Below are 16,472 nucleotides of genomic sequence, written 5' to 3' on the forward strand. Positions count from 1 at the left end.
CACCGTGCCCCTCACCCCCGACGAGGCCGTGGCGGCCCTGACCGACCCGGCGGCGCCCTATCTGATCGGCGTGCGCCACCACGCGCCGTCCCTGGCCGCCGCCGTGCCCGCGCTGCTGGACGCGGCCCGGCCCGACGTGCTCCTCGTCGAGCTGCCGCACGAGATGCAGCAGTGGCTGCCCTGGCTGGGCCACGAGGACACGCGCGCCCCGGTCGCCCTGGCCGCCGCTCCGGACGCCGGGGGAGGTCCGGCCTTCTACCCCTTCGCCGACTTCTCACCGGAACTCGTCGCCGTGCGCTGGGCCACGGGGCACGGCATCCCGGTCGTCGCCTGCGACCTGCCGCTCGCCGACCGGGCATGGGGCGAGGCGCGCGCTACGGCGGGGAAGGCGGCCGGTGGTCCCGGCCTCGCGGACGCCCTGCGGGAGCGGCTCACCGGCCGCCCCGGGGACGACCTGTGGGACCGCCTCGTGGAGGCCACAGCCCCCGGCTCCCCGCCCGAGGCGCTGCGCCGGGCGGCGCTGCTCACGGGCTGGGCGCTGCGCGAGGACGCCGCCGCCGCGGGCGGGGTACCCGAGCTGGACCTGCGACGCGAACGCTGGATGCGCGCACGTCTCGCCGCCGCCACCGCCCGGGGCGAGCGGGCCGCCGTGGTCGTCGGGGCCTTCCACGCCCCGGCACTGCTCACGCCCCAGCCGGAACCCGAGCCGCTCGACGAGCCCGCGCAGCGGGGGAGTTGGGCGACCTCGCTCATCCCGTACGCCTACCCGCTGCTGGACGAGCGCTCCGGCTATCCGGCGGGCATCCGGGACCCGGAGTGGCAGCACCTCGTGCTGCGCGCGGCGGGCGATCCGGCCGCCCTGGAGGAGGCCCTCACCCGGGCGGCCGTGGGCGTGTGCGCGGAGCTGCGCTCCCTCGGCCATGCCTCGGGGCCCGCCGACGCCCGCGAGATCAGCCGCCTGGCCGGTGATCTGGCGCGCCTGCGCGGACTGCCCGCCGCGGGGCGCGGCGAGCTGGTGGAGGCCGTGCAGACGGTACTCGCCCAGGGCGAACCGTACGGCCGGGGGCGGGCCGTGGCCCGCGCGATGAAGCGGGTGCTCGTCGGTACGCGCACCGGCCGTCCGGCTCCCGGCGCGCCGCGCAGCGGCCTCGCCCCGGCGGTGGAGTCGGAGGCGGCGGCCCTGGGCCTGCCCGGCCCGGACAGCCGTGGCGCCGGCGCCGCACGCGATCTGCGGCTGGACCCCCTCCGCTCCGACCTGGACCGCCGCCGCGAACTGCTGCTGCGCCGGCTGACGGTGTGCGGGGTGCCGTACGCCGAGCCCAAGGAGGTCGTCGGCGCGGGCGGGGCCGATGCGCTCACCTCACGCTGGGAGGTCCGCTGGACCCCCGCCACCGCGGCCATGCTGACCGCGGCCGGGGTGCGCGGGGTCACGCCCGCACAGGCGGCCGAGGGCGTACTGCGCGAGCGCCGCGGGGCCGAGCGGGACGAGGGCGGCTCGACGGCCGCGCAGATCCTGCAAGGACTGGGCGAGGCCGCGCAGTGCGGCCTGCCGCAGCTGGTGGACGAACGGCTCGACGACCTCGCCGGCACCCTGCCGCAGGCCGGTACGCTCCCCGAACTCCTCGGCGGCCTCGCCCTGCTGGACCGGCTGCGCGCCGGTCACATCGCCGGGCTCGGACCCGACGAGGAGCGGGCGGCCCGGGCCGTCGCCGTGGCCGAACTGCTCACCGCGGCGGCGGTGCGCCAGGTGGACGGCCTCACCGGTTCCGAGGACCCCGCCGACGCGCAGGCCCTGCTCCAACTCGCCCACCGCGCCGACGCGCCGGGCGGCATCCGGCTCACCGACGCGCTCGCCCGTCTCGCCGCCGACGGCTCGCCGCTGATGCGGGGCGCCGCGGGCGCCGTACGCGTGCTGCTCGGGCACGAGGAGCCCGCCGCGCTCGGCGGCCGGGTCGCCTCCTGGGTGGACTCCGCCACCGGTCCCGGGTCCCGCTCCGCCCTCACCGCCCGTCTCGCCGGAGTGCTGACGGCCGCCGGACCGCTCCTGGAGGCGGCGCCGGCCGCGCTGGAACCCCTCCTCGAGCGTGTCACGGACCTGCCCGACCGGGCCTTCCTGGACCGGCTCCCGGCACTGCGCGCAGGCTTCGACACCCTGAGCCCGGCCGCCCGCGACCGCCTCCTCACGGTCGTCGAGGAACGCCTCGGCGCCACCCACCTGGCCGACACCGCAGGCGCCGACCCCGCCGCGCTCGCCGCCTGGACCGGCGCGGACCTCGCCGCCCGGGCGGCACTCCGGGCGCTGGACCTGCTGCCGCCACCGACCGGGGACAGCCCCCCGGAACCGCACGAGGCGCCTGCCGCCGCGCCCACCGAGGACAGCCGTGTCGCCCCCGCCGACCGCTGGCGGCTGGTCCTGGGACGCCGTAACGACCGACTGCCGCCGTCCGCCGCGGCGTTGGCCACCGCGCTGGACGAGTTGTACGGCAGCGGACGCGGCGAGGGCAGCCGGGGCGAGCTGCCCGGCGCAGGATCGGGTGGCGGCCGCGAGGCGCCCTACCCGGGCGTGCGGGAGTGGTCGGAGGAACTGGCCGCCCTGTTCGGGCCCGGCATCCGGGAGGAGGTGCTGGCGGCGGCGGCCGCGTCCGGCCGCGCCGACGTGTTCGCCGAACTCGACCCGGACAGCGTGCGCCCGTCCGTCGACCTGCTGCGTACCGTGCTCCGGCACGCCGGCGGACTGCCCGAGGCCCGGCTGGCCGCGCTGCGCCCGCTCGTCCGCCGTCTCGTCGACGCGCTGACCCGGGAGCTCGCCACCCGTCTGCGCCCGGCGCTGCACGGCACGGCGCTGCCCCGCCCCAGCCGACGGCCCGGCGGCGGCCTGGACCTGCCCCGCACCCTGCGCGCCAACCTGGCGACCGCGCGGCGCGCCCCGGACGGCACCGTCCAGGTCATCCCCGAACGGCCCGTCTTCCGCAGCAGGGCCAAGCGCGCCGCCGACTGGCGGCTGATCCTCGTCACCGACGTGTCGGGCTCGATGGAGGCGTCCACGGTCTGGGCCGCGCTCACGGCCTCCGTACTGGCCGGGGTGCCCACGCTGTCCACCCACTTCCTCGCCTTCTCCACGGAGGTCATCGACCTCACCGGCCATGTCGACGACCCGTTGTCCCTGCTGCTCGAGGTCAGCGTCGGCGGCGGCACGCACATCGCCGCGGGACTGCGGCACGCCCGTGAGCTCGTCACCGTGCCCTCGCGGACCCTCGTCGTGGTGGTCAGCGACTTCGAGGAGGGCTACCCGCTCGGCGGGCTGCTCGCCGAGGTCCGGGCCCTGGTCGGCGCCGGCTGCCACGTCCTGGGCTGCGCGAGCCTGGACGACGCGGGCCGCCCCCGCTACTCCACCGGCGTCGCCGGGCAGCTCGTCGCCGCGGGCATGCCGGTCGCCGCCCTCAGTCCGCTCGAACTCGCCCGCTGGGTAGGAGAGAAGATCGCATGAGCCCGGGCCTTCCCGCGGTCGCCCCGTCCGTGACCGCCGAGCTGGTCGGGGCGTTGTCGCCCCGTCTGCGCAAACGGCTCGACGCCGGTGTCGCCAAGCTGGCCGGCCGCCCCCTGGTCGTGGACGGCGACACCGTACGCCTCGCCGTGGACGACGACACCGACCTCGAACTGCACGCCCCCGGCGGGGTGGTGACCGACCCGGACGCGATCCGCTGCGGCTGCCTCCTCGCCCCCGACTGCCTGCACCGCGCCGCGGCGGCCTCGGCGGCGCCGATCGCTGAGCCGGAACCGGACGACTCCCTGGCCGGAGTGCCGGTGGGCCAGCCGGTCGGGGAGTCGGCCGAGGCGCCGGTGGCTGAGCCGGTCGGGCTGTCGGCCGGGGTACCGGGACCGGGGCGGGAGTCGGACGGCGTATCGGCCGGGGTGCCGGTGGGCGAGCCGGTCGGGCTGTCCGCCGGGGTGCCGGTGGGGGAGTCGGCCGAGGCGCCGGTGGCTGAGCCGGTCGGGCTGTCGGCCGGGGTACCGGGACCGGGGCGGGAGTCGGACGGCGTATCGGCCGGGGTGCCGGTGGGCGAGCCGGTCGGGCTGTCCGCCGGGGTGCCGGTGGGGGAGTCGGCCGGGGAACCGGCTGCGGCGCCGACGGATGCGCGGGGCGACGCTTCGGCTGCCGTACTGCCGCATGAGCCGGCCGGCGCATCCACCGCGGCCGCGGCCGTTCCCCCGGAAGCGGCCGACTCCCAGCCGTCGCAGCCCGCACACGCGCCCGCGACGGAGCCTCACCCGCACACCGAGCCGCAGCCGCACCCGGCCCCCGACACCGCCACCCCCGCCCAGCACACCGCCGCCCAGGCCCTGCGCACCGCGGCAGCGGGAGTGCTCGACGCGGGCACGGACGGCGCGGGCGCCGTTCCTCAGGCGGAGTTGCTGCGCGCCGCGCACACCGCGCGGCTGGCCGGGCTGCCCCGGGCCGCGGCCGCGGCGGTGTCCGTGGTCACCGGGCTGCGCGCGGCCCGTGCCGCCGACCCGTCGTACCGCCTCGCCGACCTCGTCACCGCGCTCCAGGACGTCCTCGGTGCCGCGCATCGCATCCCGCGTGCCGTAGGGCCGGAGCTGACCGCGCTGCGCGGAAGCGTCCGCCAGCCCTACCGCCCGGACGGCTCGCTGCGCCTGTACGGACTCTTCTCCGAGCCGGTCCTCACGACGACCGGTTACACGGGGGCCGTCACCTGGACCGCCGATGCCGAGGGCCGCCTGTACACCGTCTCCGACGTGGCGCCGGGCGGCCCGGGCCGGGCGGTGGGAGCGGCCGACCGCGCCGTACGCATCGGCGACACGGCGCTGACGCACCGTGAGCTGTCACGGGCGGGGCTCGCCGTGTCCGGTGCGACCGTCTCCCCGACGGGCCGGCTCGGCGCGGGGGCGGGCGTACGGGCGGTGCGCGCGTCCGGCGCGGCCTGGCACGCCGAGCCCCTGGACCGGCTGTGGGCGGTACCCGCCGCCGAACAGGCCGTGCGCGCCCTCGCCGAAGACACTCCCCACGACCTGCTGTTCCTCGACGTCACCCTCGGCGGCACGGTCCGTGAGGCGGCGGGCGACTGTCTGCTCGCCGACTGCGACGGTCTGACCGTACGGCTCGCCGCCGCCCACGACCATCCCGTGCTGCCCCACCGCGACAACCTGCGTCTGCTGGCCGCCGCCCGGGGCAGTCGGCTGAGGGTCGTCGCCCGGCTGGTCCCGGCCGCGCACGCCCGCGCCCTGCTGCTCGCCGTCAGCCACCCGACCGACCCCGAGGCCCGGCTCGACTTGGGACTCGACCGCCTCCAGCAGGCGGACCTGCCCGAGCGTCCCCGGTCCGGGCCCGTCGCGGTGACGCCCGTGCCCGACGAGGCTCCCCTGCACCTGCTGCGCCGCCGCGTCCACCAGGCGGTGTCCGGCGGACGCCGGGTGCTCGCCTTCCCCGGGGACACCGCCGCCGACAGCGGGCGCCTGCGGCGGTCCGGGCTCGGCACGGCGGCCGACCTCCTGGACGAGCTGCACGCGGCGGCCGCCGACCGCACCCGCGACGCCTTCGGCCGTCTCGTCCCGGCCGACCTCGGCCGCTTCGCGCGCGCCTGGCTCGCCGCGGCCCACTACACCGCCGAGGTCGACCGGACGCTGTGCGCCGAGGCATGGGGAGCGGACCGGCACCGGACCCCCGTCCGGGCAGGAGGATGAACGGCATGGTCATGGTGAAGGACGTCGACGTCCGCGGTATGCAGCACTGCGAGACTACGGCGCTGGGAGTGCTCCTTCGGCACGAGGGACTCGACCTGTCCGAGCCCATGCTGTTCGGGCTCGGCTCCGGCCTGTCCTTCATCTACTGGGACGGCAAGAACATGGACTTCCCCTTCCTGGGAGGCCGCGTCAAACCGTTCGAGCTCACCAGGAACCTCGCCGCCGCACTCGGCCTCGAGTTGCGGGTCGAGGAGACCACCTCCCCGCGCAAGGCGTGGCGGAACGTGGCGGGGCCCATCGACGCCGGCCGGCCCGTCGGCCTCCAACTCGACAGCTACCACCTGGACTACTTCACCACCAAGGTGCATTTCGGCGGACACGTCGTGGCCATGTACGGCTACGACGAACAGCGCGCCTACTTGGTGGACACCGCCCAGCAGGGCGGAGCCGTCTCGGCCGGCCTCGCCGCCCTGGCCCGGGCCAGGGCCCAGCGTGGCCCCATGACCGCCAGGCACCGCTCGTTCACCCTCACAGCGCCCACCCGGCCGGCCTCACCGGAGGACCGGATCGTCCCGGCCGTCAAGTCCTGTGCCGACGCCTTCCTGAACCCGCCCATCGCGAACCTGGGGTACCGGGGCATCGAGAAGACGGCCCAGCAGGTGCCGAAATGGCTGCGGCGCGGCGGCGATCCGCGGGAGGACCTGCCCCGGGCCGCCGTCCTCATGGAGCGGGCCGGCACCGGCGGCGCCCTGTTCCGCAACCTCTACCGGGACTTCCTCGCCGAGTGCGCCCAGCTGATCGACAGCAGCCGGCTGCGCACCGGCCACCGCCTCTACGCCGAGGCCGCCGCCCTCTGGACGCAGGTGGCCTCACTCATCGCGGCCGCGGGCGAATCCGGCGACGAGGACAAGCTCGTCCAGGCCGCCTCCGTCCTCCACGACCTCGCGCGCATCGAGCGGGACGCGATGCGGGAACTCAGCATGCTCCAGGACCATTGACCACAAGCGGTGGTCCCGCGGCCGTGGATGCACCGCACCGAACACGACCGCGATGGCCCCATCTCGCCGGGGCACCCCCCCGTCCAGGTCGTCGGGCCGCCGGTGAACACCGTCCTCATCCGCTTGCCCTGCCCCGGACGTGAGGGGGCGTCAGGCCGCTCGCTCAAGTCAGCCTGCCGACGGCCCTTCCGAGGTCGCCGGCAAGCCGATTCTTCCAGCACAGCGGGCAGTTGACACGGGTTGACGCCGTCGCGCCGCGAACCGGTTACGGGAGGCGGGACGGTGGCAGGTCGACCGGTATCCGGACGGGCCGGTTCTCGTAGGAACACACGAATCACCGGTCTCAGACCGCCCCCATTTCAGGTCTTCGACGCCTGGCTGAGACCCGCCCGCCGACGATGTACTCCTCGGGCAAGCCGAACCGACGAACGGGAAAAGCCTTGTCTGAGAAGCTGTTTGGCCGTCAGATCGAGATCTCCTGGCCCGACCTCGGCATCACGGTCGCCGCCGACCTTGACGACCGCAACCCGGCGCTCGCCGACGCCCTGTGGGAGTCGCTGCCCTACCAGAGCCTCCAGGGGCACGCCCTCATCGCGGGAGAGCACCTCTACCACGTGGCGCCGATACCCACCCTGCTGCACACCCCTCACGCCACCCGCATCCCCGACCGGCGCGAGGCGCCCGACGGCACCGTGTTCTGCTCCGGCTTGCAGCACCTCGGCATCAAGTACGGCACGCTGACCGAGCCGATGCCCGCCACCCCCGTCGGCCGCGTCCGGGAGGCGGACATGCCCGCCCTGCTGGAGGCCGGGGCCGCGATCTGGGACGCCGTCTACTCCACGAAGAAGCAGATCCTCGCCGAGGTCCGCCGCGCGGGTGAGCCGGGCGGTCACCGCATCCCCACGCTCCGGGCCACCGACGCGGACGCCGGCCGGCTGATCGCCGACATCGCCGCCGAGACCGAGAGGATCTGGCTCACGCCCCCGGCCGAGCTGGACGGCCTCCACCAGGGCGTCATCCCGTCGAAGGCGGGCAACTTCGGCACCGTCCTGCCCACCCTGCTGTTCGTCAACGGCGAGACGCGGCCCCTCGGTTACGCGGCCTACGGCGGCCTCGTCCGCGCCGCCGTCCAGGGCATGCCGATGGACTCGCTCGTCCAGATGACCCGCCTGCTGGTCGGCGTGCCCGCCGAATTCCTCGGCTACTGCGGCCTGGAGAAGCTGTGGGCGTTCACCCAGCGGTTCCTCGACGTCCTCGACCGCCTCGACCGTGCCGACTTCTACGCCGTCACCAGCCAGATGGCCCTCTATATCAACTGCCTCGGCGGCTGGAACCTCCAGCTGTACCCGTGGGAGACCGGAGACCACCTGCGCCAGCAGGGCGTCGAGGCGGGCGTGTGAGCGTGAGCGTCCTGCCTGCCCGCGCCGACGCCGTCGTCATCGGCGGGGGAGTGATCGGCACCTCCGCCGCCTACCACCTCGCCGCGGCCGGCGTGGACACCGTACTGCTGGAACGCGGAATCCTCGGTGGCGGTTCGTCCGCGCACACCGCGGGCATGGTCCGCACCTACTTCCCGGACGACCCCGACGCGGGGCAGCGGGCCGTGCGCAGTCTGAACGCCTATCAGGACTTCGCCCGCGACACCGCCACACCCCTCGCCCTGAAGCAGCTGGGGCTGTTGGTGCTGCTCACCGACGAGCAGCAGCTCGCCGAGTTCGAGGCGGGCTGTCCGGCCCAGCGGGCCGCCGGTGTCCGGGTCGGACTGATCTCCGCCCGTGAGGCGGCCGAGCGCAACCCGCTGATCGACGAGCGTGCCGTGCTCGCCGCCGCCTGGTCCGCCGAGGCGTACCACGTGGACGGTCTCGACATCGTCCGCGGCTACGCGGCCGCCGCCCGCAATCACGGAGCCCGTCTGTTCACCCACACGCCCGTCACCCGCATCGACGACGACAACACCGTCCACACCCCGCGGGGCAGCGTCACGGCGGACACCGTCGTGTGCGCGGCCGGGTCCTGGTCCGGCGAGGTGGCGTCCATGGCGTCGGTCGACCTGCCGATGAGACCCCGCACGATCGAGATGCTGTTCACGGACGTCCCGCCCTCGCCGCACCGCGAGCTGCCCATGACGATGCACGCCGCCTCCGGCCTGCGGATCCGCACCTGGAAGGACCGCATCCTCCTCGGCATGGGGATGCCCCAGGCCGGTGAGACACGTGATGCCTGGCTCGGCCGTGTCGCCGGCCGCCTCGGCACCCTGTTCCCCGCCCTGGACGGCATCGGCCTGCACCGCGCGTGGACCGGCGACTTCGACCCCAGTCCCGGCAACTCCCCCTTCATCGGGGCACATCCCACCCGCCGCTTCCTGTACGCGGCCGGATTCACCGGCGCGGGCCTGTGCCAGGCACCCGCGGCCGGGGAGAAGCTCCGCGACCTGCTGATCGCCAAGTAGCCCCATGACAGGAAAGAATCCCGTGATAGTTCTCGGATGCAACGGGTTCAGCCGGGTGTCGGAGTTCTTCTCCGAACGCCTCGGCGCGACCGGCATCAACAAGCACTACCTCCTGGGCCACGACGCCGCCGCCGCACTCCTGATCGACGGCCGCCTGGTCGCCGCGGTGGAGGAGGAACGCCTCAACCGGGAGAAGAAGACCACCGACTTCCCCGTGAACGCGATCGACTGGTGCCTGAAGGAGGCCGGGATCACGTTCGACGACGTCGACCTGTTCGCCTTCCCCTGGAACTGGACCCCCCAGGTCCTGGACGACATCCTCGACGGCATCCGCACCTCGCCGCTGACTCAGGACGCGAAGACCCGCCTCCTGGGCGACATGGCCGACCTGTTCGACCAGGTCGTCGGCCACGAGGCGATGCTCGCGGACTTCGAGGCCCGCACCGGACACCGTCCCGACCCGGCCAAGGTCCGCTTCGTTCCCCACCACCTGGCCCACGCCACGACCGGCTACTACCTCGCCGGGATGAAGGACGCCGCGTTCCTCGTCAGCGACGGCCGCGCCGAACGCTTCTCGACGCTGACGGGCGAGATCCGCGACGGCGAGATCACCGTCTTCGACGACACCGTCATCGGCGCCCAGTACTCCATGGGCACCCTCTTCTCCTCCATCACCCGCTTCCTCGGCTTCGTCCCCAACAACGACGAATACAAGGTGATGGGCCTGGCGGGATACACCGCCCCGCCCACCCCGAACCCGTTCGTCGAGCGGCTCCTCAGGCTCCACGACGACGGCCGCTACACCTTCAGTCGGCCTCTTCGGACCCACGACCTGCACAGTCACGACGCCCTGTTCGAGGAGTACTTCGGACCCTTCGAGGACACCCTCGCCTACAAGGCCCGCGTCGCCGCCGCCGCGCAGCAGATGCTGAACGTCGCCACCGCCCACCAGGTCGCCCACCTGGAGAAGAGGACGGATCTCGACCGGCTGCTGTTCGAGGGCGGAGTCGCACTGAACTGCCTGAACAACACCCCGCTGTTCGAAGGTTCCCGCTTCGAGGACATGCAGGTCGGCTTCGGCGCCTCCGACACCGGCATCACCATCGGCGCCGCCGCCCACGCCTGGCTCGGCCACCCCCGCACCGGCCCCGCGGACATCCTCGCCGCCGCCGCACCCGTCTCCCCCTATCTGGGGCCGGCCTACGACGACGCCGCGATCGAGGAGGCCCTCGAAGGGTTCGCCGGCCGTGTCGTCGTCTCGCGCCTGGACGACGACGAGGTCGTCGAGCAGGTGGCGAGGCTGCTGGCGAAGAAGGTCGTCATCGGCTGGTTCGAGGGCCGCGTCGAGCACGGGCCGCGCGCGCTGGGGCACCGCAGCATCCTCGCCAACCCCGGCTTCACCGACATCAAGGACATCATCAACACCCGGGTCAAGCACCGCGAACCCTTCCGCCCGTTCGCTCCGCTCGTCCTCCAGGAGCAGGCGCCGCGGATCTTCGACATGGGGCGCAAGACCAGCTCCCCGTACATGACGTTCGTGTTCCCCGTCCGCGAGGAGTACCGGGACCGCATCCCCGGCGCCGTACACGTGGACGGCACCTCCCGTGTCCAGACGCTGACGGACGAGGGAACCCCACGGCTGACGGCACTGCTGCGGAGGTTCACCGAACTCACCGACGTGCCCTGCCTGATCAACACCTCGTTCAACGTCGCCGGCGAACCCATCGTCTGCACGCCCACCGACGCCCTGAACTGCTTCATGGGCACCGAGATCGACTATCTGGTCCTCGGAAACCACCTCATCGCCAAGAGCTAGGAGCAACCCGTGCCGAAGATCCAGCGCAAGCACACCATGTACCACTCCACCGTCCTCGACGCCGACCCGGACACCGTGTGGGCGACCGTCCGCGACGCCATGCAGATCCTGGAGATCGTCTCCCCGGGCGACCTGGACATCCACACCGACGTCTCCTGGGTGGAAGGCGGCTCGGTCGACACGGTCCCGGCCCGCTACGACTTCCGGCTCACGCTCAACGGCGGCCTCGTCCAGCAGGAGATCGCCGCCCGGGACGAGATCGACAAGACCCAGTCCTACCGGGCCGTCGCCCCCACCAGCGGGGTCCGGAACTACCAGGCCACCATCCGCGTGCGTCCCATCACCAACGACCCGGCCCGCAGCTTCTTCGAGTGGGACCGCGTCCTGGAGATCGCCGAGGACGCCGACCTGGACGTGGTCGAGCGCATCATCGACGTCATGGAGAAGCAGACCGACGCGGTCCGCGACCACTTCGCGGCGACCGCGCGGTGAGTGACGTGACGACGCTCGTGCTGCTGCGGCACGGCGAGACCCCGCTCACGCCCGAGCGGCGGTTCTCCGGCAGCGGAGGGTCCGACCCGGGACTCTCGCCCGCCGGACACCGCCAGGCCCGGGCGGCGGCGGACGCCCTCGCCCGCCGCGGTGACATCGAGGCGATCGTCACGTCACCGATGCGGCGCTGCCTGCAGACCGCTCGGTCCGCGGCGGCGCGCCTCGGCCTGAGCCTCCAGGTCGAACGGGATCTGCGGGAGGCGGACTTCGGCGCCTGGGAGGGCCTGACCTTCGCCGAGGTCCGCGAGCGCCATCCGGAGGACCTGGGCGCGTGGTTCGCCTCGCCCGAGAGCCCTCCCTCGGGCGGGGGCGAGACCATGGGGCAGGTCGCCCGCCGGGTCACCGCCGTACGAGACGGCCTCGTGGCCCGGTACGCCGGCCGCACGGTCCTGGTGGTCTCCCATGTCGGGCCCCTCAGAACCCTGGTCCGCCTCGCCCTCAAGGCGCCGCCGCACAGCCTGTTCCGCATGGAGGTCGCGGCGGCGTCCCTGTCGGCGGTGACGTACGACGTGGACGGCACCGCCACGGTGCGGGCCCTCAACGACACCCACCACCTGGGCTGAGCCGCGTCACGAGCCCGCCGCCGTGGTCACTCGGCGGCGGCGAGCAGCCGTGCCTCGCTCTCCTCGTACAACCGCCGGCTCTCCCGGCCCTCGGCGGCGCGGACCCGGTGGTCCAGCCGGCTGCCGAGCCAGCCCGCCAGGTAGCCGAACGGGATGGAGACCAGCCCGGTGGACTGCATGGGGAACCAGGCGAAGTCGGCGTCCGGGAAGACGGCGGACGGCGTGCCCGAGACGGCCTCGGAGAACACCATCAGCACCACCGCGCAGGCCGTACCGCCGTAGAGGGTGGCGAGCAGGCCGGTGCGCGTGAACCCTCGCCAGAACAGGGAGTAGGTCAGCGCGGGAGCCACCGCGGACGCCCCGATGCAGATGGCCGATGTGGTCAGCACGCCCACGTCCCAGTTCTGGACGAGAGTGGCGAGGGCGATGGCCGCGGTTCCCACGGCCACGCTCGTCCACGCCGCGACGGTCATCTCCGTACGCGGCTCGGCCTGTCCCCGCCGCACCGCGTGGGCGAACAGGTCGTGGGCGAGCGAGGAAGCCGCGGCCAGCGTCATGCCGGCCACCGAGGACAGCAGGGTGATGAACACCGTGCCCGCCACGGCCGCGTAGAGCATCGTCGCGCCCGCGGAGTCGGAGCCCCCGCCGAGCGCCTGCGACAGCATCAGCACCGACGTCCTGCCCTGAGGGTCGGCGGCGGTGAGGTGCTGGGAGCCCACCAGCGCCGCCGCGCCCGTGCCCATGACGATCACGAGCAGGCAGAACGTGGTGACCGTACCGACCGCCCACGACATGGAGCGTCGTACGGCGGGCACGTCCCGGGCGGAGTACAGGCGCATGGTGATGTGGGGCAGACAGGCCACGCCGAGGATGATGGTCAGCTGCAGACCGATGAAGTCCAGCCGGTCGCCGGCCGAGGTGCCGAGCTGCAGGCCCTGTTCGAGGAAGGCGGGGCCCGTGCCGCTGCCCTGCTGGGCGGCCCTGAGCACGGCGCCCGGGCTCCAGTCGAAGCGGTTGAGGACCAGGGCGGCGACGACGCAGCTGGTGCCGAGCAGGATGACGATCTTGATCATCTGGATGAGCGCGGTTCCCCGCATACCGCCGAGCGCCGCGTAGAGGATCATCAGGCTGCCGACCATGACGATGCACGTCGTCCGGGCGCCCACCCCGTGCGGGATGTCCAGGATGAAGGTGAGCAGCGACCCGGCTCCGGACAGCTGGACGACGAGGAACGGCAGGGTCGCCGAGAGCGTCACCACGCAGGCGGCGATACGCACCGCCCGCCCGGGCATGTTGCGGGCGAGGACGTCGCCCATGGTGAACCGGCCGGTGTTGCGCAGGGGTTCGGCCAGCAGGAACATCAGCAGCACCAACGACAGGGCGGTGCTGACCGCGAGGACGTAGCCGTCGTATCCGGCGAGCGCGATGATGCCCGTGGTGCTCAGCACCGTGGCGGCCGAGATGTAGTCGCCCGCGATGGCCAGGCCGTTCTTGAACGGGGTGAGCGAGCGGTAGCCGGTGTAGAAGTCCGTGAGGTCGTCGCGGTCCGGTCCCGCCATCACCGACATCATCAGCGTGACGGTGACCAGCGCGGCGAAGAGGACGAGCACGGTGGCCTGCGTCCCGGAGCCGAAGTGGTTCATCTCGCCGCTCCCGCGGGCCGGCCGGCCGTCCGTTCCCTGACGGCGCGGGCGAGCGGGTCCACCGAGCGTTGCGCGCTGCGCCGGTACCAGGACACCGCCGCGAAGGTGACGACGAGCTGCAGGACCCCGAGGACCATGCCCAGGCTCAGCTCCCCGGTGACCCTGGACCCCATCAGGTCCGGCGCGGAGCAGGACAGCAGCACGTAGACGACGAAGGAGCCGAGCGCGGTGAGCGTGGAGACGCGGCGGAGCACACGGTAGGCCGAGCGGAGCGCAGCGAGATCGGCGTCGTCGTGGGGCCCGGGCGCGTGCGGTGCCGACTGATGCGCCTGCCCGAACCGGTCGTACGCAGGGTCGCCGTACCCGGACCGGGGAGAGCCCTGTCCCGGATCCCATCCGTACGTCTGCTGTCGGGGGGCACGGCCGTACGGCTCGGTCCGCGGCTGCGACCACTGAGGCGGCGCCGGCGGCGGGTACCGGTTGTCGTCGGGGAATGTCATCGGGGGCCTTCCGGTGCGTCTCGGTCCGGGATGGTGCAGAGGGGGAGGGGGCGGCGGCGCGCACGATACCGACTGGTGGGTATGCCTGCTGAGGCTGTCGTGTATCACGTTGTGAGCTGGGGGTCGCGTCCGGGAGGCGGGTGGGCCGGCACCGCGACGGCCCGTGCACCATAGGCATCCCGCGGGGGAGCGGGCTTGTGGTCAATATCACGGCCGCATGCATACCCACTGGTCGGTATGGTCGCTGGGAGCCGCGAACGACAGGAGGCGCGATGTCTGCGACCAATCGCCAGATCCGTCTGGCAGCCCGACCCGTGGGGGAGGTCGAACCCCACGACTGGGAGCACTGTGCGGGGCCCGTCGACGAGCCGGGCCCGGGCCGGTTCGCGGGCCGCACCCGTGTCATCTCCCTCGACCCCGCGATGCGGGGCTGGCTGGACGACCGCCCCTCCTACCTGCCGCCGGTGGGCATCGGCGAGGTGATGCGCGCCGGATCGGTCATCGAGGTCACCGCGTCGAACCACCCCGACTACCAGCCGGGCGACCACGTGGTCGGCACGTTCGGCGTCCAGGAGTACGTCGTCTCCGACGGCAGGGGCGCCATGAAGATCGACACCTCCCTCGCCCCGCCCTCGACCTACCTCGGTGCGCTGGGCATGCCCGGCATGACCGCCTACTTCGGCCTGCTGGACGTGGGCGCGCTCAAGGACGGCGAGACCGTCGTGGTGTCGGGGGCCGCCGGGGCCGTCGGCACCATCGCGGGCCAGATCGCGAAGGCCAAGGGCTGCCGGGTCGTCGGCATCGCCGGCGGGCCGGAGAAGTGCGCCCTGCTCACCGACGAACTCGGCTTCGACGCGGCGATCGACTACCGCGCCGAGGACGTCAGGAAGGCGCTGCGCCGGCACGCCCCCGACGGCATCGACGTCTACTTCGACAACGTGGGAGGCGACATCCTGGACGCCGCCCTGACCCGGCTGGCGATGCACGCGCGCGTCGTGGTCTGCGGCGCGATCAGCCAGTACAACAACGCCACCCCGGTCAAGGGCCCCTCGAACTACCTCTCGCTGCTGGTGCGCCGCGCCCGCATGGAGGGCTTCGTCGTCTTCGACTACGCCGAGAGTTACGCGCGGGCCGCCCAGGAGATCGCCGCCTGGATCGGCGCCGGCCGCATCAAGGTCAAGGAACACGTGGTCAGGGGGACCGTGGACGACTTCCCCGAGACGCTGCAGATGCTCTTCCGCGGCGAGAACGTCGGCAAGCTCGTCCTGGAGCTGTCATGACGGCCGCCCGGAGCGCGCCCGCGCTCCACGACAAGGTGGCGATCGTCACCGGCGGCGCCAGCGGACTGGGCCGGGCCACGGCGCTGGCGCTGGCCGAGGCCGGGGCACGCGTGGTGGTCGCCGACCTCGACGCGCGCGGCGGCCGGGAGGTGGCCGAGATGGTCGACGGGCACTTCCGCGCCTGCGACGTCTCCGACCTCGAGGCCAACCGCGCGCTGGTGGACTTCGCCCGACAGCAGTACGGCGGCGTCGACATCGCCTTCCTCAACGCGGGCGTGGCGACCGGGTGCGGCGTCGGGGACGACTTCGACCTGGCGCGCTACCGCCGCGCCATGGGGGCCAACCTCGACGGCGTGGTCTTCGGCACCCATGCGGTCCTGCCGGCGCTGCGGGCCCGCGGCGGAGGGGCGATCGTGGCGACCGCGTCCCTGGCCGGCCTGGCGGCGGTGCCGCTGGATCCGCTGTACGCGGCCAACAAGCACGCGGTCGTGGGGCTCGCACGCTCCCTGGGACCGGCTCTCGCGCGGGACAACGTGCGCTTCAACGCCGTCTGCCCGGGGTTCGCCGAGTCGCGGATCATCGACCACCTGCGCGACATGCTCGCCGAGCAGGAGCTGCCGATCATCCCGGCGGAGCTCGTCGCGGACACGGTCCTGCGGATCCTCACCGGCGACGGCACCGGGGAGTGCTGGTTCGTCCAGGCGGGCCGCGACCCGGAGCCGTTCCGCTTCCGTCGGGTGCCCGGTCCGGGCAAGGGCTACGGCGTCTGAGAAGGCCCACGGCCACCGTCGCGGGGGGCACCCGCGGCGGGACGGCCGACGGCCGGGGCGTCCGCGTCCCGGCCGTCGATGCGAAGACGGCCGCCGACACGTCGGCCGCCGACACGTCGGCCGCCGACACGTCGGCCACCGATGCGCGGCCACCGCCAACGCGTCGGCCACCGACGGCGAGAACCGGCACGTCTGCTC

General features: G+C 73.8%; 12 protein-coding genes. 10 read left to right on the forward strand and 2 right to left on the reverse strand.

The genetic code is table 11. The features are described 5' to 3' along the window. Nucleotides 1-4: 4 nt before the first annotated feature. The 8 genes from ACIGXJ_RS08190 (at nucleotide 5) to ACIGXJ_RS08225 (ending at nucleotide 12,081) form a co-directional block, all read left to right on the forward strand. Entirely contained in the window at nucleotides 5-3,487 is a 3,483-nt protein-coding gene (locus ACIGXJ_RS08190; RefSeq protein ID WP_399642514.1) for a DUF5682 family protein, read from the forward strand. Next, nucleotides 3,484-5,703 carry a hypothetical protein gene (locus ACIGXJ_RS08195; RefSeq protein WP_399642515.1) on the forward strand — a complete coding sequence of 740 codons (2,220 nt, stop codon included), beginning with the start codon at nucleotides 3,484-3,486 and terminating at the stop codon, nucleotides 5,701-5,703. Before ACIGXJ_RS08190 ends, ACIGXJ_RS08195 begins: the two co-directional genes overlap by 4 nt. A gap of 5 nt (nucleotides 5,704-5,708) precedes the next feature. Then, complete coding sequence (locus ACIGXJ_RS08200) at nucleotides 5,709-6,701, forward strand: BtrH N-terminal domain-containing protein (RefSeq protein ID WP_399642516.1); 993 nt, start codon at nucleotides 5,709-5,711, stop codon at nucleotides 6,699-6,701. Nucleotides 6,702-7,141: 440 nt separating this feature from the next. After that, a complete protein-coding gene (locus ACIGXJ_RS08205; RefSeq protein ID WP_399642517.1) occupies nucleotides 7,142-8,101 on the forward strand; it encodes a hypothetical protein in 960 nt (319 codons plus the stop codon). 2 nt (nucleotides 8,102-8,103) lie between these two features. After that, nucleotides 8,104-9,150, forward strand: coding sequence for an NAD(P)/FAD-dependent oxidoreductase (locus ACIGXJ_RS08210; RefSeq protein ID WP_399642518.1), 1,047 nt, complete (start codon nucleotides 8,104-8,106; stop codon nucleotides 9,148-9,150). A 22-nt stretch (nucleotides 9,151-9,172) separates the two neighbouring features. Then, nucleotides 9,173-10,966 (forward strand): carbamoyltransferase, encoded by a 1,794-nt coding sequence (locus ACIGXJ_RS08215; RefSeq protein WP_399642519.1) that lies wholly within the window; start codon nucleotides 9,173-9,175, stop codon nucleotides 10,964-10,966. A gap of 9 nt (nucleotides 10,967-10,975) precedes the next feature. Next, nucleotides 10,976-11,458, forward strand: a complete 483-nt coding sequence (locus ACIGXJ_RS08220) for an SRPBCC family protein (protein WP_399642520.1) — start codon at nucleotides 10,976-10,978, stop codon at nucleotides 11,456-11,458. A 5-nt stretch (nucleotides 11,459-11,463) separates the two neighbouring features. Continuing rightward, nucleotides 11,464-12,081 carry a histidine phosphatase family protein gene (locus ACIGXJ_RS08225; protein WP_399642521.1) on the forward strand — a complete coding sequence of 206 codons (618 nt, stop codon included), beginning with the start codon at nucleotides 11,464-11,466 and terminating at the stop codon, nucleotides 12,079-12,081. A 26-nt stretch (nucleotides 12,082-12,107) separates the two neighbouring features. Here the strand turns inward: ACIGXJ_RS08225 and ACIGXJ_RS08230 are convergent, their stop codons facing one another. Next, a complete protein-coding gene (locus ACIGXJ_RS08230) occupies nucleotides 12,108-13,724 on the reverse strand; it encodes a cation acetate symporter (protein ID WP_399642522.1) in 1,617 nt (538 codons plus the stop codon). After that, entirely contained in the window at nucleotides 13,721-14,224 is a 504-nt protein-coding gene (locus tag ACIGXJ_RS08235; protein ID WP_399642523.1) for a DUF485 domain-containing protein, read from the reverse strand. Before ACIGXJ_RS08235 ends, ACIGXJ_RS08230 begins: the two co-directional genes overlap by 4 nt. 272 nt (nucleotides 14,225-14,496) lie before the next feature. On the opposite strand from ACIGXJ_RS08235, the gene ACIGXJ_RS08240 reads away from it, so the two are divergent. Further along, on the forward strand, nucleotides 14,497-15,504 hold the full coding sequence (locus tag ACIGXJ_RS08240; RefSeq protein WP_399642524.1) for an NADP-dependent oxidoreductase: 1,008 nt from the start codon (nucleotides 14,497-14,499) through the stop codon (nucleotides 15,502-15,504). Next, complete coding sequence (locus ACIGXJ_RS08245; RefSeq protein WP_399642525.1) at nucleotides 15,501-16,274, forward strand: SDR family NAD(P)-dependent oxidoreductase; 774 nt, start codon at nucleotides 15,501-15,503, stop codon at nucleotides 16,272-16,274. Before ACIGXJ_RS08240 ends, ACIGXJ_RS08245 begins: the two co-directional genes overlap by 4 nt. Nucleotides 16,275-16,472: the final 198 nt, after the last annotated feature.

The sequence above is a fragment of the Streptomyces sp. NPDC053367 genome, from assembly GCF_044545925.1.
Lineage (GTDB): Bacteria > Actinomycetota > Actinomycetes > Streptomycetales > Streptomycetaceae > Streptomyces.